The 15740-nt window shown below is 35.7% G+C and carries 12 protein-coding genes; 6 read left to right on the plus strand and 6 right to left on the minus strand.

The features are described 5' to 3' along the window. Positions 1-58 precede the first annotated feature (58 nt). A complete protein-coding gene (locus tag CHSO_RS00140; RefSeq protein ID WP_045491037.1) occupies positions 59-868 on the minus strand; it encodes a M48 family metallopeptidase in 810 nt (269 codons plus the stop codon). Positions 869-977: 109 nt separating this feature from the next. Between CHSO_RS00140 and recJ the strand changes: the two genes are divergently transcribed. The 6 genes from recJ to CHSO_RS00170 all read left to right on the plus strand — a co-directional run bounded on the left by recJ (position 978) and on the right by CHSO_RS00170 (position 9498). Continuing rightward, entirely contained in the window at positions 978-2690 is a 1713-nt protein-coding gene (recJ, locus tag CHSO_RS00145; RefSeq protein WP_045491040.1) for a single-stranded-DNA-specific exonuclease RecJ, read from the plus strand. 43 nt (positions 2691-2733) lie between these two features. Further along, entirely contained in the window at positions 2734-3318 is a 585-nt protein-coding gene (gene nadD / locus CHSO_RS00150; protein WP_045491042.1) for a nicotinate (nicotinamide) nucleotide adenylyltransferase, read from the plus strand. Positions 3319-3399: 81 nt separating this feature from the next. Beyond that, on the plus strand, positions 3400-3738 hold the full coding sequence (locus CHSO_RS00155) for a DUF3817 domain-containing protein (protein WP_045491043.1): 339 nt from the start codon (positions 3400-3402) through the stop codon (positions 3736-3738). Positions 3739-3978: 240 nt separating this feature from the next. After that, positions 3979-6255, plus strand: a complete 2277-nt coding sequence (locus CHSO_RS00160; protein WP_045491044.1) for an outer membrane beta-barrel family protein — start codon at positions 3979-3981, stop codon at positions 6253-6255. Positions 6256-6300: 45 nt separating this feature from the next. Further along, positions 6301-8562 carry an outer membrane beta-barrel family protein gene (locus CHSO_RS00165; RefSeq protein WP_045491045.1) on the plus strand — a complete coding sequence of 754 codons (2262 nt, stop codon included), beginning with the start codon at positions 6301-6303 and terminating at the stop codon, positions 8560-8562. Between the two features lie 81 nt (positions 8563-8643). Further along, on the plus strand, positions 8644-9498 hold the full coding sequence (locus tag CHSO_RS00170; RefSeq protein WP_045491046.1) for an alpha/beta hydrolase: 855 nt from the start codon (positions 8644-8646) through the stop codon (positions 9496-9498). 68 nt (positions 9499-9566) lie between these two features. On the opposite strand, the gene CHSO_RS00175 is transcribed toward CHSO_RS00170, so the two are convergent. The 5 genes from CHSO_RS00175 to CHSO_RS00195 form a co-directional block, all read right to left on the minus strand. Further along, entirely contained in the window at positions 9567-11321 is a 1755-nt protein-coding gene (locus CHSO_RS00175) for a discoidin domain-containing protein (RefSeq protein WP_045491047.1), read from the minus strand. A 27-nt stretch (positions 11322-11348) separates the two neighbouring features. Next, positions 11349-12374 carry a hypothetical protein gene (locus tag CHSO_RS00180; RefSeq protein ID WP_045491049.1) on the minus strand — a complete coding sequence of 342 codons (1026 nt, stop codon included), beginning with the start codon at positions 12372-12374 and terminating at the stop codon, positions 11349-11351. A gap of 79 nt (positions 12375-12453) precedes the next feature. Continuing rightward, positions 12454-14043 carry an NAD(P)/FAD-dependent oxidoreductase gene (locus CHSO_RS00185; protein ID WP_084220895.1) on the minus strand — a complete coding sequence of 530 codons (1590 nt, stop codon included), beginning with the start codon at positions 14041-14043 and terminating at the stop codon, positions 12454-12456. Next, positions 14018-15532, minus strand: a complete 1515-nt coding sequence (locus CHSO_RS00190; RefSeq protein ID WP_045491050.1) for a polyamine aminopropyltransferase — start codon at positions 15530-15532, stop codon at positions 14018-14020. The genes CHSO_RS00185 and CHSO_RS00190 overlap by 26 nt, the downstream gene beginning before the upstream one ends. Further along, positions 15525-15740, minus strand: coding sequence for a DUF350 domain-containing protein (locus tag CHSO_RS00195; protein ID WP_045491052.1), 216 nt, complete (start codon positions 15738-15740; stop codon positions 15525-15527). Before CHSO_RS00195 ends, CHSO_RS00190 begins: the two co-directional genes overlap by 8 nt.

A 15740-nucleotide genomic window follows, 5' to 3' on the forward strand; every position in this document is an offset into this window, starting at 1 on the left:
TAAAAATACCTCAAAGCATTGCTTTGAGGTATTTTTGTTTAAACAATAAATAAAATAATTATTTTGTAAGTTTTGTTGTGGGAATAGCTACCGTTCCCGGATCTTTCCATAATCCGTCTTTTTCGGCTCTCTTTTTGATTGCCTGAGCTCTTTTTTCACTGTCAGGATGAGAGTTGAACATTTTTTCAAAACCAGATTGTGTATTTCCTTCCGATAATAAAGCTAATTTCTTGAAAGCGGTGTAAGAACCTACTACGTCATATTTGTTAGCTTTCATAAAATCATAAGAATAAGTATCTGCTTCAGATTCCTGTTTTTTGCTATGAGAAGCATCTAAAAATGCATTGGCCATTTTCCCTATCTGACTGTCATTAAGAGTGGCTACCGTACCAGATGCTGATGAAGCTGCATCTAATGCTGCTGCTTTTAAATAAGCAGATTTCATGGCATCTTTTGTATCTTGATTTTTAACGTGACCAATTTCATGACCAATTACAGCCAATAATTCGTTGTCTGTCATAATATCCATCAGAGACGAAAATACACGAACACTTCCATCTGCACAAGCAAAAGCATTGATGTCTTTTACTTTATATACTTTATAATTCAGGTTCAGGCCGTCTTGTGATTTGTGTTTTCCAAACAGTTTATTCAATCTTACTGTATAAGGATCTTTTGGCCCTGCTACAGGATTGTTTTTATCCATCCAGTCTACAGATTCTTTGGATAATTTAATGGCATCTTCGTTCGTAAACGTTAAAGCTTTTGCACCCTTTGTAACAACCCCGGCAGCTTTTCCGAGATTAAATTGTGCATTCATCGAGTTCATTGCGCCTAAAAAAGTAAGGCATATGATAATTTTTTTCATAGTCATTTAAATTTGGAGGACGAAGGTAATCAATTTTTAACAATTATTAAGTCAAAACTTCGTTCCCTATCCAATCAAAATGCTATTTTTTTTCCTTATTTTTGTGAACATGAGTCAAAAATGGATTTACAAGCCCGAACCCGATGAGGAAGTTGTGGACGGACTAAGTTCGTCACTTGGTTTTGGTACTTTTGAATCTAAACTTCTCGTTCTAAGAGGAATTGACAATTATCAGAAGGCGAGAGAATTTTTCAAACCAAACCTTAATGATATACACAGTCCATTTTTAATGGCAGATATGCAAAAAGCTGTAGAGCGTATTGCCACTGCAATTGAAAATGGCGAAAAAATATTGGTATATGGTGATTATGATGTGGATGGAACTACAGCAGTTGCTTTGATGTACCTTTACCTCAGCAAAATTGTTGAGAAAAAATATCTGGATTATTATATTCCGGACAGAAATTCTGAAGGATACGGAATTTCTACAGAGGGAATTGATTTTGCCAAAGAGAATGGTTTTTCATTAATCATTGCTCTGGACTGCGGAATTAAGGCTCTTGATATGATTAATTATGCCTCCAGTCTGGAAATAGATTTTATTATCTGCGATCACCACCTTCCCGGTGAAGAGATTCCTAATGCTGCAGCAGTACTTGATCCTAAAAGAAGTGACTGCCGATATCCATTCAAGGAACTTTCCGGATGTGGCGTAGGCTTTAAGCTTTGTCAGGGTCTGAATACCATCTATAAACTTCCGGATGCTGAGTTATTTGAACTCACAGATCTTTTGGCGATCTCCATCGCCGCCGATATTGTTTCAATGACCGGAGAAAACAGGGTTCTTGCAAAAATGGGATTGAAAACCCTTAGAAAAACAAGAAATCTTGGACTAAGATTATTAATTCCTGAGGATAAACTGTCGCATTTTGAAATTTCAAATATTGTTTTTGAAATTGCTCCTAAAATAAATGCTGCCGGAAGAATTTCCCATGGAAAAGCCGCTGTAGAGCTTATGGTTTCTGAAAATCTGAAACATGCCAACCAGATCGTGAGTGACATTATGAACCTCAACGATGAAAGACGCGAACTGGATATGAACTCTACTCTTTCTGCTTTGAACCAGATCATAGAATCTCAGCAGGAAACGAAACATACCACGATTGTTTATCATCCTGAGTGGAACAAAGGGGTAATCGGAATTGTAGCTTCAAGACTTATTGAAACGTATTATAAACCTACCCTGGTATTTACAGACGGAAATAACGGTGAAATGGTAGCTTCCGCAAGATCTGTTTCAGATTTTGATGTTCATGAAGCCCTGGATTTGTGTTCTGAATATTTCCTTAAATTCGGAGGGCATCATGCAGCAGCAGGACTTTCTATGGAGAAGGAAAAATTTGAAGCGTTCAAAATAAAGTTTGAAAAAATTGTTTCTGAAAAAATTCAGGACCATCAAAAGGAACCTTCCATTACGATTGATTCAGAAATCGAGGTTGATGATATCAACAGAGAGTTCATCAATTTTCACAGAAAACTGGCCCCTTTCGGGCCTCATAATATGAAGCCTATCTTCACCCTAACCGACCAGAAACTTTCGGGTTATGTAAAAACAATGGGTAAAGATAATAATCACCTGAAGTTTTACATTAAACAGGAAGCTACAGGAAGAAATATTGAATGTGTTGGTTTCAAACTAGGGCAGTTTGTAGAGGATTTTAAAAATAAAAGTTTTGATCTTGCTTTTACTCTGGAAGAAAATCACTGGAAAGGCAATGTGACTCATTATCTCAATATAAAAGATGTAAAGTTTAGGGATTAGATAATAGCTATTACTTATTATCTGCTGCCTGCTATCAACAAATATGAAAAAAATTGGTCTATTCTTCGGATCTTTTAACCCGATCCATATCGGACATCTTATTTTAGCTAATTATATTCTGGAAAATACGGATATGGATGAACTATGGTTTGTAGTGAGTCCTCAAAATCCGTTTAAGGATAAAAAGTCGTTGCTAAAAGACCACAACAGGTTGGATATGGTACAACTAGCAGTGAAAAACTATCCGAATATGCGTGCTTCCAATGTAGAGTTTTCTCTTCCGAAGCCAAGTTATACTATTGATACCCTTACTTATCTTCATGAGAAGTATCCGGACTACTCTTTCAGCCTGATTATGGGAGAAGACAATCTGGATAGCCTTAACAAATGGAAAAATGCTGATGCCCTGATTAAAAATCATCATATCATTGTTTACCCAAGGGTATTTGAAGGAGAAAAGAAAGATTCTGAGTATCTTCAGCATGAGAATATCTCTATGATAAAAGCTCCAGTGATAGAACTTTCTGCTACTGAAATTCGTAATATGATAAAAGACGGTAAGAATGTAAGACCTATGTTGCCACCTGAAGTTTTTGAATATTTGGATGGTAGTAATTTTTATAAGTAATTTTGCAAAACTAAAAATCAGAGGTTAGAAATTAGAACCTAAAATATCTTAGCTTTTAACGCTCTACTTATCATACAAGAAATGGACTTCATCGAAAAATTTTTCTCAAAATATTCCCAGGAAAGGCTTATCAAATGGTTTAAACAGATTTGCCTTGCAGAGGCCATTTCATGTATTTTATTGTATTGTATTGCTATGATCTGGATTCGGTATGATGAAAATTTGTATTCTATTATTTTCATCAGCGTTGTGGGCAGTTTACATGGATTATTTTTTACGGTTTATCTTTTACTTTGCATTCCTGCAAGAAAAATTTACAATTGGGACGATGAAGATTTTGTGTTCGCCCTATTAGCTGCATTTTTCCCCTTTGCTACGGTATGGGTGGATAAAAAACTAGCTAAATTCGACAGAGAATAAAATTATTTTTCATAAAATTTCATGTTTTGCTGTAACAAATTTATTGTTACAGTTGTCTTATTATACAGAAAGATCAAGCAATCATTTTTTAAATAAAAAATTTAATAGCTGAAAATCAGCAAGTTAAAATTGTTTACAATTATTTTTCAGTACTTTGTATTGCATGATACTATATTTATTATATATCTTTGTAATGTTAAATAACAAACCATACAAGCTATTAATTAAAAAATAATAATCATGAAAACTCAAATTCTCATTGCAGCTCTATTCTTCAGCGGGCTTGTTGCCGCCCAGCAGAAAAAAGATAGTTTGAAAGTAAATGCTATTGAGTCCGTTAATATCAAGAAACAGGTTTTCAAAAAACAGGGAGACCGTCTTGTTTACGATGTAGCCGCATCTCCTATTGCTAAAGGCACCAATACTTTTAACCTTTTGAAGCAAACTCCTATGATTTCCAGCATTGATGGTAAAACATTGAAGATTCTTGGAAAATCTGATGCAATTATTTACATCAACAATAAAAAAAGCAACATGGATGCTGAGGCATTAATTGAAATGCTAAAGTCTACTCCATCAGAAGATATCCAAAAAATTGAGGTGATTACGGTTCCCGGAAGTGAGTTTCAGGTGGAATCTAAGGAAGGGGTTATCAATATTGTAATGAAGAAGAACAAAAATAATGGCTACAATGGAACTTTGAAAATGCAGAACGAGCAGGCTTATTACAACAATCCTAATGCAGGAGGATCTTTTAACTTCAGACAGGGAAAATGGTCAGGAAATTCTAATTTCAGAATGGGAAGCTGGACGGAAAGACAAAGATATACGCTTTCTAACGGAGACCCAACCTTCAGAAATGAGTCTTATGGGACTAATGATGATCCTAATAAAAACTTCGGTGGTGGATTTAATGTTGATTACGAGATCAACAAAAAACAAAGTCTGGGACTTTCTTATAACATGAGATATAATAAAAGTTTCAATTCTATTCTGGATATGACGAACTGGCAAAACGGACAATTATCCGACAGAACAGTGAATCATGAAAATGCCCAGACAAGAAATCACTCTTTCAATTTAAATTATGAAATAAAAACAGATTCTATAGGCAGTAAACTTACTTCTAATGTTTCCTATTTATGGTTTAACAGGGATAAAGTAAGCTTTAATGAAAGCATCCCATTGGGTATTGATCCTTCAACTGAAGAGTATAAAAAGAGATACTCTGCTTTACAACAGTCTGTACCGCAAATCATCAACAATTATGCTGCTAATATAGACTTCCTGAAAAAAACAGCTAAAGGAGCAACATGGTTAATGGGAATAAGTTATAATTACACTAATACAGATAATGATACTCAACAGGATAAATTAATAGGTGGTGAATTTGTAATGGATCCAAAACAAACCAATCATTTCATTTACAAAGAAAATATTTTAGGTATTTATCTGAACTATGAAAGAAAGCTGACTGAAAAGTTATCCGGAAAAATTGGAGCCCGTTATGAAATGACAAGAAGTACAGGAGATATCCTTGGAAAAACAGGATTTGAAAGAAATTATAATAATCTGCTTCCTTATCTGAATTTAAATTATGCTATCAATTCTGATCACAATTTAAGTTACACTTTCTCCAGCAGAATCAGAAGGCCGAGATTCTGGGAACTGAATCCATCCAGAACATATTTCACTCCAACCAATTATACTCAGAATAATCCATTTGTGCTTGCTGCTAAGTTTTATAATCAAGAGTTGAACTATATGTACAAAAATGCATTCTATGCCAATCTTAGTTATACAATGGTAGACGATGCCGCAGCTTCTGACCTGCTTCCTTTACAGGGAATTTTAACCACTCCACAAAAGGATGAAAATGGTAATTACGTATACGATGCAGCAGGTAATATGCTTATGGACAAAATAAGATTCCTGAGATACATCAGAACCAATTATGGGAAGAACAGAGAAATAGGTTTAACACTTGGGATGAACAAATCCTGGTTTAAAGAGATCTGGACAACCAACTATTCTGTAAATCTCGCATATAATACTTATACGGGCGGAGTATGGCAAGATCCCACTTCTCAACTGGGTCCATATGAGTCGGAAGAACTGGAACCTTATATCGTAGATGTTAAAAACTATAATATGTCTGTAACCCTTAACAATATCATTCGTCTTTCTTCTAAAAAAGACTGGTTTTTAGGAGTTAATTATTATTTCGGAAGCAAAGTAGCCATGGAAGGCGGAACAATAGGGGTAAGACAAAGCTTTGATATCAGTGTGAAGAAAATTATTGGTGACTGGACGATCCTTGCAGAAGGTAATGACATATTTAATCAGAGTTTCTACAGAGTTAATGGGGTACAGCCTAATGGAAAATACAATAATATAACCAACTTCAGTTATCCTCGATTAATAAGTATTGGAGTAACCTACAATTTCGGAAATCAGAAACTGAAAAAAGCAAGGGAAATGAAATCAGCGAATGATGCTGTAAAATCAAGAACCTAATCTATAAAAACTTATCTCTCTTAACTACCCTTAAAAAAAACAAACATGAAACGTATACTTTTGTCAATAGCCGTCATATTCGGAACCTGTGCTTTTGCTCAGGAAAAGAAATCTGACTCGACAAAAACTAAAAATATAGAAGGTGTTACCATCACTAAACAGGTTTTCAAAAAACAAAGTGACCGTCTGGTATATGATGTTGCATCTTCTCCTATAGCGAAAGGGAATACAACTTTCGATATCCTGAAACAGACTCCCTTATTGTCTTCCACGGATGATAAAACATTAAAGATTGCAGGAAAAAATAATGTATTAATCTACATCAACGGACGAAAATCCAATATGGATGCAGAATCATTGGCTCAGTTTCTGAAAAACACCCCGGCAGAAAACATTCAGAAAATTGAGGTGATTACGGTTCCCGGAAGTGAATATCAGGTGGAATCTTCGGACGGGATCATCAACATTGTTTTAAAGAAGAAAATGAGCGATGGTCTTAACGGAAACATGAGATTCTCTAATACCCAAGGTAAATATAATGGCAGCCAAGCAAGCTTTTCGGCTAATTACAGAAAAGATAAACTGGGAATAAGCGCCAGCCTTAGTGGCGGTGAAAATATTGAAGCCCAAACCTACACTCTGAAAAACAGTAGTGATAGTTCATCCAATGAATCTACTGGTGATATTGATGATCCAAATAAAAACATTGGGGGCTATCTGAATATAGACTATCAATTAAATGATAAGAGCAACTTAGCATTATCCTGGAATACATGGGCCAATAAAAGTTATAATTCTACGGTCAATCTTTTCAATACGATTATTACTCCCCAAAAAGACCCCAAATATACCTGGTCTAAAAACAAAGAGGATGCGAGGAATTACAATAACTCACTGAACTTAAATTACGAATTAAAAACAGATTCTTTAGGGAGTAAATTGAATGTAAATGCATCTTATCTGAACTATAAAAAATTTCAGTATATCAATAATATGACGTACAACTCTAATATCAATAGAGAAGTATTAGGATGGAGTACACAATTGATTCAGGATCTGCCACAGGTCATCAATAATTTCTCCGGAATGGTAGATTATATTCAGAAATTCAAGAATGATCTGACTATTTCTGTGGGAGGAAATTATAATAAGACCAAAACAGATAACGATACTAAAAGCGACACTTATTTTATTGATCCTGCAGAGCCAACAAAATCGGCTCCCAACCATTTTGTCTATGATGAAAACATCTATGGTTTTTATCTGACCGTGGAAAAGAAATTTTCAGAAAAATTCTCTGGAAAAGTTGGAGCAAGATATGAGATCACCAATAGTTTAGGAACTTCGGATAATCCGCCAGAAGGAGCAGAAGCTCTTAAAAGGATTGAAAGAAACTACAATAATTTTCTGCCTTATTTAAGCATTAACTATACGATTAATGATAAAAACAATATCTCATATTCATTCTCAAGCAGAATGAGAAGACCTAGTTTTTGGGAAATAAATCCTGTAAAGAATAAACTTACTGATGACAATTATACCCAAAATAATCCTTTTGTTAAAGCTTCCTCTACGTATAACCAGGAGCTGATGTATATGTATAAGAATTCCTATTTTGTAGTTTTAAACCAGTCTTACATTAAAGATGCGATCACTCAGGTTCCTTTACAGGGCTACCCAACCCACCCTGATGGGACAACAGAAAAAAATCTTGCCTTACGATATATCAGAACGAATTTTGGAGATAAACAGGAAATGTCTGCCATGGTGGGAATTCAAAAATCATTTTTTAAACAATATTGGACTACAAACTTCAGCATCGGAGTTCAGCATAACAGAAACAACGGAAGTCTTGATATAGATCCTACCACAGGAGACAGATTTAAAGCTGAGGACGGCACTGATTTTGTCTATGTCAATAACATAAACACTACTAGTCTTTTAATTCAAACCAATAATACCATTCGTCTTGATAAGGCTAAAACATGGTTCCTTGGGGTAAACTTTTTCTACATAGACAAACAACAGATAGAGCTGGGTAGGCTGCGAAGTTTATCAAGTTTAGATCTTAGTATCAAGAAAAACTGGAACGACTGGACCTTTGCTCTGAATGTAAATGATGTTTTGAGAACCAATATTGTGGAAATTGATGATTATCAATCCAATGGAAATTATAACTATATCCACCAGAATCAGTACCCAAGAAGTTTAACAGTAAGCCTTACTTACAATTTCGGGAATAAAAAACTGAAAAAGGTAAGGGATATTGAAGGAGCTTCAGATTCTATCAAAAGCAGAACAAGATAAAACTATCTTTCTTCATATTCAATCAAATTATTTTGTACACGAACCTGTTGATTTTTCAGCAGGTTTTTTATCTTTAATTATATGAAAAAAGGGTTAGTATTTATCATCTGCTTTATCTTTCTGTTATTGACAGCCTGTAAAGAAAGCAGGATCCATCTTGGAAATAATATCAGCTTTAATAAAGAGGAAAATCTTCATTATGGAAATAGTCCGGAACAGGTTATGGATCTTTATATTCCCAATAAAAAATTATCCGGAGAAGAAGAAGTCTTTGTTATTATTCATGGTGGTGGCTGGCGCGGCGGGAATAAATCCCAGCTTACCTTCTTTACCCTTTCTATGATGCAAAGATTTCCGGATCACATTTTTATCAATATGAATTATAGATTGGCTTCCACTATACAATATGCTATTCCCAATCAGACGGATGATATTAAAAATGTTATTGTTTATCTGAAAAAGAGACTCAACTATAAACCTAGGTTAATTCTTATGGGGAATAGTGCCGGCGGGCATTTATCTATGCTTTATGCTTATCATTTTGATGCTGATAAAAACGTGAAGGCAGTGATCAATATTGTAGGTCCTGCTGACCTTTCAGATGAAGGTTTCAAGAGCTATGAAGAATATTCTTTTATAGAAAAGCACCTGATTGATCCTAAAATACTGCCAACAACAACCGCAGCAGGCAACTTTGCAAGTCCTGTACATTGGATTAATACGACCTCATCCCCCACTCTTGCTTACTATGGAAAAACAGACCGCGTGGTTCCTTTAAGTCAAAATAAGATTCTGGATTCTGTTTTGAGTAAAAACAATGTTTTTCATGAATCTTATGAGTTCAGTGGAGGTCATTTGGATTGGGATAAATTACCAAACAATACTTTTCTTGTTGATAAGATTGAAGCTTTTCTTGAAAAGATAGACAAAAAATAACACGTTCTGATAGATCAAAACGTGTTATTCTTTTAATTTTAGGTGAGCATATTTTATTTTAATTGGATTTACTCAGATCTTACAACATCTGTTCTGGCGGAAACACCATTGGAATTGAATGCTTCAATCTGGAAGTAATAAGCATCTGTTCGGTCTGCGCCTGTAAAGAAGTATTCATTCTTTCCGTACACCATTATGCTTCCATACATTTTATCAGGAGATTTTCCCCAATAGATTACATAGCCGTCTGCCTCAGGATTTTGCTGCCATTTCATCCAGATACTTCTTCTTTCTCCATATTTTTTAGGATCAGCTCTTAAAGGGACAAAGCCTTCTACCTTAGCAGGCTGTTTTCCAGCTCCTTTCCCAAACACTCTGAAACCACTTAATGCAAATTTTCCTGTAGGCATTTTAAGGTTTTCCATTTTCAGGAAACGGGCTTTTGCGGGCTGCTCAAGCTCAACATAATCGTGAGGAACATCTTTTGTGTTCTTACTTTTATCAACAATTACATTCCATTTTTTACCATCATTGGAGCCATAGATTTTATACTGGTGCATTTTTCCTAAGGTTTTGCCCATGAACTCGGCATCCTGATCCGCATAATTGATCTGAATGGCATTGATTGTAGAAACTTCACCAAGATCAGTCTGGAACCACTCTCCGGAATTTCCTGTTTTAGCACTCCAATAGGTCTTGATGTCTTCATCTACAGCATAATTGGGCTGATAACTTCCAAAGGTAGATGAAACCTGAACCGGTTTATTATAATTCAGCAACATCCATCCGGCAAAAAGACCTTTTGTAAAATCTTTCGCCTGTGCATACTGCGGAAGGTAAGTAGGATAATCTCCATAAGCTGTATTGCAATACATCACATCATCTTTATCAAAACCTGCCGGCCAGATACCCAGCCTTCTTTCAAAATTATTTTTGGTAGAAATAAAGATGGTGGAAACGTGCCACCAGTTTTTATAATTGTCTTCAAAAGTTGCTCCGTGACCTGCTCCTCTTGCAAAACCTCCCGGTTTATAAGAGAATGGATTATGCTGCTGATATTCGAAACCCTCCAAAGGGTTCTTGCTTACATAGACTCCATCGGAATATCCACTGAACTCTGTTGCCGGAGCACCATACTGCATATAATATTTCCCGTTATGTTTCGTCATCCATGCTCCTTCTACAAAAGGCTGAAGAAAAACATTATCATTGTATTCCCCAAACCTTTCCCAGCCGTGATCTTCGGGTTTTAGTTTGATAATGGGTTTTACGAAACCTTCAGACTGAAGATTTTTCACTTTCACTTCTGTTCCCAGTAATGGCCATTCATTACTTGAACCCCAATATAGATATAACTTATTTTTATCTTCATCATAATGGAATGCCGGATCCCATGCTCCTACTTTTAAAGTATCTACAGCAATCTTCCAGTCGTCTTTGGTTGGATTTGTACTTTTCCAAATTGGAAAATCCTGTTCCCATGTAGAACCATAAACATAGAGTGTATCTTTCATAGCCCAGACAGCCGGAGCATTAAGATCATGAATATATTTATTATCTCTGAGAAATTTTCTTTTAACAAACTTCCAGTCCAGCATATCATCACTGTACCAGTATCCTTCCTGATTGGTAGAAAAAAGAAACAGTTTATTCTTAAAGTTAACGATGACAGGATCCGCCGTGGCGCGGTGTTTTCCCTGTTTCGAAAAAACTTCAAAAGGAGTATATCCATAATCAATGTTAATAGGATTACAAAAAGTTTTTTGCTGAGCACCTACCATTATTCCAAGAAAAATGGCTAATAAGAGAATATATTGTCTCATTTTTAGATTTTAAAGATAATGGCAAAGTTAGCTAACTTTTTTGGGTTTTCTCCAAATAAAGCCATCAAGAAGATAGTGAGTAAGCTGTGGCACAACTAATAAGGGAACTAAAAACTGAAGCAGTTTTTCAGAAACAGCCAGGTTTAGAGAAAAATGTTCATTCCACACCAGAGTTTCCCACAGGAGTTCTTCCAATAAAGCCAAACCTAAAATGATTCCTATAAATAAAAAGATCCCTGAAAATGATTTAAATATCTGCATCCGGTTTAACTGCTGGTGATCTTTCTGTTTGATCTCACCGATATAGATCAGGGCGATATAAGGAATACCATGAGAGACAACATTCAGGAAGGTAAAAAGTAAATCATTATTAAAATACACGATCCCAAAATACCATGATAGATAGGTTCCGGAAATAAGAGCTGTTTTCGGAATATTTATCGTCTTGGTTTTAACCGCTTCAACAATTGTTTTTATAAGCCAAACCACTAGAACCAGAAGATATAAAACCGTAATAAGACCCATATAATCGGGTAAGTTTTTAAGCCAGTCAAATTCATTATTCACAAACCAGGTAAAGGCACGCGGAGTCTGAAACCAATACAACATTGGAAAAATGGTAGCCGCATACACCGCAACCTCATCTATTTTCTTACTCCAGTTATCCGGTTCAAAACGAGCGTAGATTCTCATAAAGCCGTACTGTTGGCGGATAAAGTGAAAAACAGCTATCAGCGCCAGCACCGACCAGAATGTCAAACTTCCCAGCTGAAACAAAGCAATCCCCAAACACCAGCTTATGAGTGGTACTCCAAAATACAACAGCTTTCTTCTCTGTACTTCGGCTTTTACGAAATACGTTTTGAATAATGTGGAATAGACATGTGCTACGTCTACAAAAACAATCAGAAAGAGCCATGTATAAAAAGAATAATGATTTTCAAGCCCCTGAATCTCTTTCTGAAAAAGAAAAATAATCAGCAATACCAAAAAAGGTGGAGATAAAATAAACCACCAGTCTGTTTTTGCATTATGTATCCAAGGTTGTTTCATCTGTATATAGCTATTTATTTTAAAATCAATCAGCCTTGTCAAGGTTTTTTCTTGAGATCATATCCCCATCATGAGGGCTTCAAAACATTTGTGCTGCTGCCCTTATTCCCTGATAAAAAGCTTCTTCAAAAATAGAAATTCCTGAAAGATCCGAATGGGCAAAAAATACTTTTCCATGAATAGGTTCTTTTGCCACTTTTGCATTTTCACCAAAAATCTGATCCGGAACGGGAGCAATCATTGCATGTCCTATTTTATGAAACTGCATTTCAAGGATAAAGTCTTCAATCAACGGATGGGCTTTCTTCAGATCTTCTAAAACTAAACTTTTAAGTTCTGTTTCTTTCATGGCATACAGCTTCTTCCTTGCTTTTTTACAGTCATTTGTGGAAAAGCTTTTATAATATGTAATCACTTTTTCACCCATGATCTGGTTGATATTCTGATGCTGATCAAAAATATATCCTAATCCTGAGGATCCGTAAATGACATTATCCCATGCTAGTTCTTCATCTCCTCCAAATTCATTTTTTAGAGTAATGGTTGTTAATAACCAGGGAACATAATGGAATGATGATGCTTTTCTGTTGCTAAAAATTCTTTCATTGACGAACTGGGGTGTAGCCAGTAAAACTTTATCAGCAATAATCTTTCTGGTCTTCTTGTGAGCATTATCAAAACTTAAAACTTCAACTTTATCAGCAACCTCAATATTAAACACTAAATTATCCGTTAAGTTTTTTTCCTCCGTATACTTTGAAAGATAATGAGTTAATTTCGCATTTCCTTCCGGCCATGTGAATACCTGATCCTTATATTTTTTACTCCAGTTGTTTTTTCTTCCTGAAAAATAATGAATTCCAGCCCAGGCAGAAACATAATCAATACCTAAACCGTAATCATCTCTACAGGAATAATCCAATAGCCAAAGAAGTTCTTCAGACTTGAAGTCATGTTGTTGCAGCCAATCTTTAAAAATAGTTTTCTCAAGGTTTAGAGCCTCATCCTCCCTACTGGAATCATGAACCGGAATCGCAAACCAATAATTACCAAGAGCATCTTTCTTTTGACGGAAACCATCCATCATTTTAAAAAAACGATCAAGCTCACTCTGTATTTCTGAAGAAATTCCTTTTTGGGGAACAATATCGTTCTGCCAAGAGTTTTTATAGAACAGTCTTTCCTGCTGTGGAAAAGTCATCTGATATTCATCCAGAATAGGCTCTCCATTCTCTTCCGTTCCCTGGCAGATACCACATTCTGTAAGAAATTCGATGATCTCTTTATTTTCTTTATTGGGCAAAGGCAAATAATGTGCTCCCAGAGGAAATTTTGAAAATTTGTTCTGCCCATTAGAGGAGTTTCCACCTAAATGATCTTCCATTTCCAACAAAAGATAGTCCTCCTCATGATGCTGACTGAAAAACCTGCAGGCAGAAAGCCCGGAAATTCCACCTCCTACCACAAGATACTTGGTATGGATAACTTCAGAAAATTGTGGAAAGTCCTTTGCCCATAATTTGTGCCCCAAAACATGGTTGGTTCCTGTGATCTTTAACAACAAAGATTTTACCTTCTTTCCGCAATACTGCAGAAAAGGGAGCATCAATCCACCCAACACTATTGTTTTCAGGAAATCTTTTCTACTGAACTTTTCCCCACTCTTCATCGAAATAACGGACTAATATCTGGTTATCCAGACGGTTAACTTCTACCTCATTCACTTTCATATCTTTGCTGAAGTAGGATATTTTTGAGAAATCATAATCGTAGTATTTTAGGTTCGGAAGCCTTCTGTAGATCTTATTATTCACAGGTTCAAAGGAAGCCATTGAAAATCCCCATTCCCCAAATGACGGAACATAGGTATGATATGCCGAAGTAAAAGGAAAAATCTGATTAAGGGTTTTCTCTATGCACCAGAAAGATTTCGGAGCAAAATAAGGAGAGGTGGTTTGTACAACAATTTTAGTATCCGGGGCAGTGAGTCTTTCAAGCTCTTTATAAAACTGCAGAGAATACAGTTTTCCTAAGCTGTAATTGGACGGATCCGGAAAGTCTATAATGATGACATCAAATTTCTTTTTGTTTTCCTTTACCCAGATGTAAGCGTCTTTGTTGATAACTTTCACCTTTGGATTGGACAAAGCACTTTGATTCAGTCTTCGCATGGTTTCATTGGTTTTGAAGAAATCAGTCATTTCTCCATCCAGATCAACAAGCTGAATCTTTTTCACTTCTTTATATTTCAGGACTTCACGTACAGCAAAACCATCACCTCCTCCAAGAATCAGTACATTATCAATATTTTTGGCCATGGACATTGCCGGATGAACCAATGCCTCGTGATAACGATACTCATCGGTTGAGGAAAACTGCAGGTTATTATTCAGATACAATCTGAATTCACGATTATTTCTTGTTAAAACAATCCTTTGGTAAGGAGAACTCTTTGTATAAACAACATTTTCCCCATAAAGTTTCTCTTCTGAATAAGACAAAATTTTATCTGAAAAGACGAAAAGACCAACCAGCAGAATAAATGCAGCAATTGATTTTATTTTTAATGAGAAAGGTTTTGATAATTCTTTCTTAAGATAAAAGCACAGGAATATAGCAATGGAAATATTAATAAGCCCGAAGAACAAAGGGGTCTTCACAATTCCCAGCTGCGGAATTAAAACCAATGGGAAAAGAATAGATGCCAGCAAAGCCCCGATATAGTCAAAGGCGAATACATTTGAAACTAAATCTTTAAACTGAACCCTATCCTTCAGAATGTTCATAAGTAGCGGAATTTCCACACCTACCAAACATCCCGTAAAAAAAACAAAAAGGTAAAGTACACTTTCAAAATGTGCGAGCGTATTGAATAAAACAAACAGCACCACAGAGCTTACTCCTCCAACAATTCCGACCAGAATTTCAATCTCAACGAATTTATCAATAAGGTTTCCCTTAATGAATTTGGCCAGATAGGAGCCTACCCCCATAGAAAACAGGTAAACCCCAATGATAAAAGAAAACTGCTTTACAGAGTCTCCTAAAAGATAACTTGCCAATGCTCCCGCCACCAGTTCATAGATCAATCCACATGTCGCAATGACAAATACAGAAAATAATAAAAGCAGCTCAAGAGGGATCCTCTTCTTATCCATGAATTGCCGCGCTTATAATCATTGAAATTCCAATAATAAATGCTCCGAATACAATAGCCAACGCTATATTTTTATTTTGAGCAATCTCATGCCATGTCTTTTCCGGAGTAAGCTTTTCAATAATGAAATAGCATACGAGCAGAATAGCGATTCCTAAAAATGAGTAAAGAACCGAGTTTAATATTGGTAAGAAATTGATATTGTCCAT

This window comes from Chryseobacterium sp. StRB126 (genome assembly GCF_000829375.1).
Lineage (GTDB): Bacteria > Bacteroidota > Bacteroidia > Flavobacteriales > Weeksellaceae > Chryseobacterium.

What these genes read in the sequence shown, in the direction of transcription:
- CHSO_RS00140 (WP_045491037.1), bottom strand. Translation starts at nt 868, where the DNA reads ATGAAAAAAATTATCATATGCCTTACTTTTTTAGGCGCAATGAACTCG.
- recJ (WP_045491040.1), top strand. Translation starts at nt 978, where the DNA reads ATGAGTCAAAAATGGATTTACAAGCCCGAACCCGATGAGGAAGTTGTG.
- nadD (WP_045491042.1), top strand. Translation starts at nt 2,734, where the DNA reads ATGAAAAAAATTGGTCTATTCTTCGGATCTTTTAACCCGATCCATATC.
- CHSO_RS00155 (WP_045491043.1), top strand. Translation starts at nt 3,400, where the DNA reads ATGGACTTCATCGAAAAATTTTTCTCAAAATATTCCCAGGAAAGGCTT.
- CHSO_RS00160 (WP_045491044.1), top strand. Translation starts at nt 3,979, where the DNA reads ATGAAAACTCAAATTCTCATTGCAGCTCTATTCTTCAGCGGGCTTGTT.
- CHSO_RS00165 (WP_045491045.1), top strand. Translation starts at nt 6,301, where the DNA reads ATGAAACGTATACTTTTGTCAATAGCCGTCATATTCGGAACCTGTGCT.
- CHSO_RS00170 (WP_045491046.1), top strand. Translation starts at nt 8,644, where the DNA reads ATGAAAAAAGGGTTAGTATTTATCATCTGCTTTATCTTTCTGTTATTG.
- CHSO_RS00175 (WP_045491047.1), bottom strand. Translation starts at nt 11,321, where the DNA reads ATGAGACAATATATTCTCTTATTAGCCATTTTTCTTGGAATAATGGTA.
- CHSO_RS00180 (WP_045491049.1), bottom strand. Translation starts at nt 12,374, where the DNA reads ATGAAACAACCTTGGATACATAATGCAAAAACAGACTGGTGGTTTATT.
- CHSO_RS00185 (WP_084220895.1), bottom strand. Translation starts at nt 14,043, where the DNA reads ATGAAGAGTGGGGAAAAGTTCAGTAGAAAAGATTTCCTGAAAACAATA.
- CHSO_RS00190 (WP_045491050.1), bottom strand. Translation starts at nt 15,532, where the DNA reads ATGGATAAGAAGAGGATCCCTCTTGAGCTGCTTTTATTATTTTCTGTA.
- CHSO_RS00195 (WP_045491052.1), bottom strand. Translation starts at nt 15,740, where the DNA reads ATGGACAATATCAATTTCTTACCAATATTAAACTCGGTTCTTTACTCA.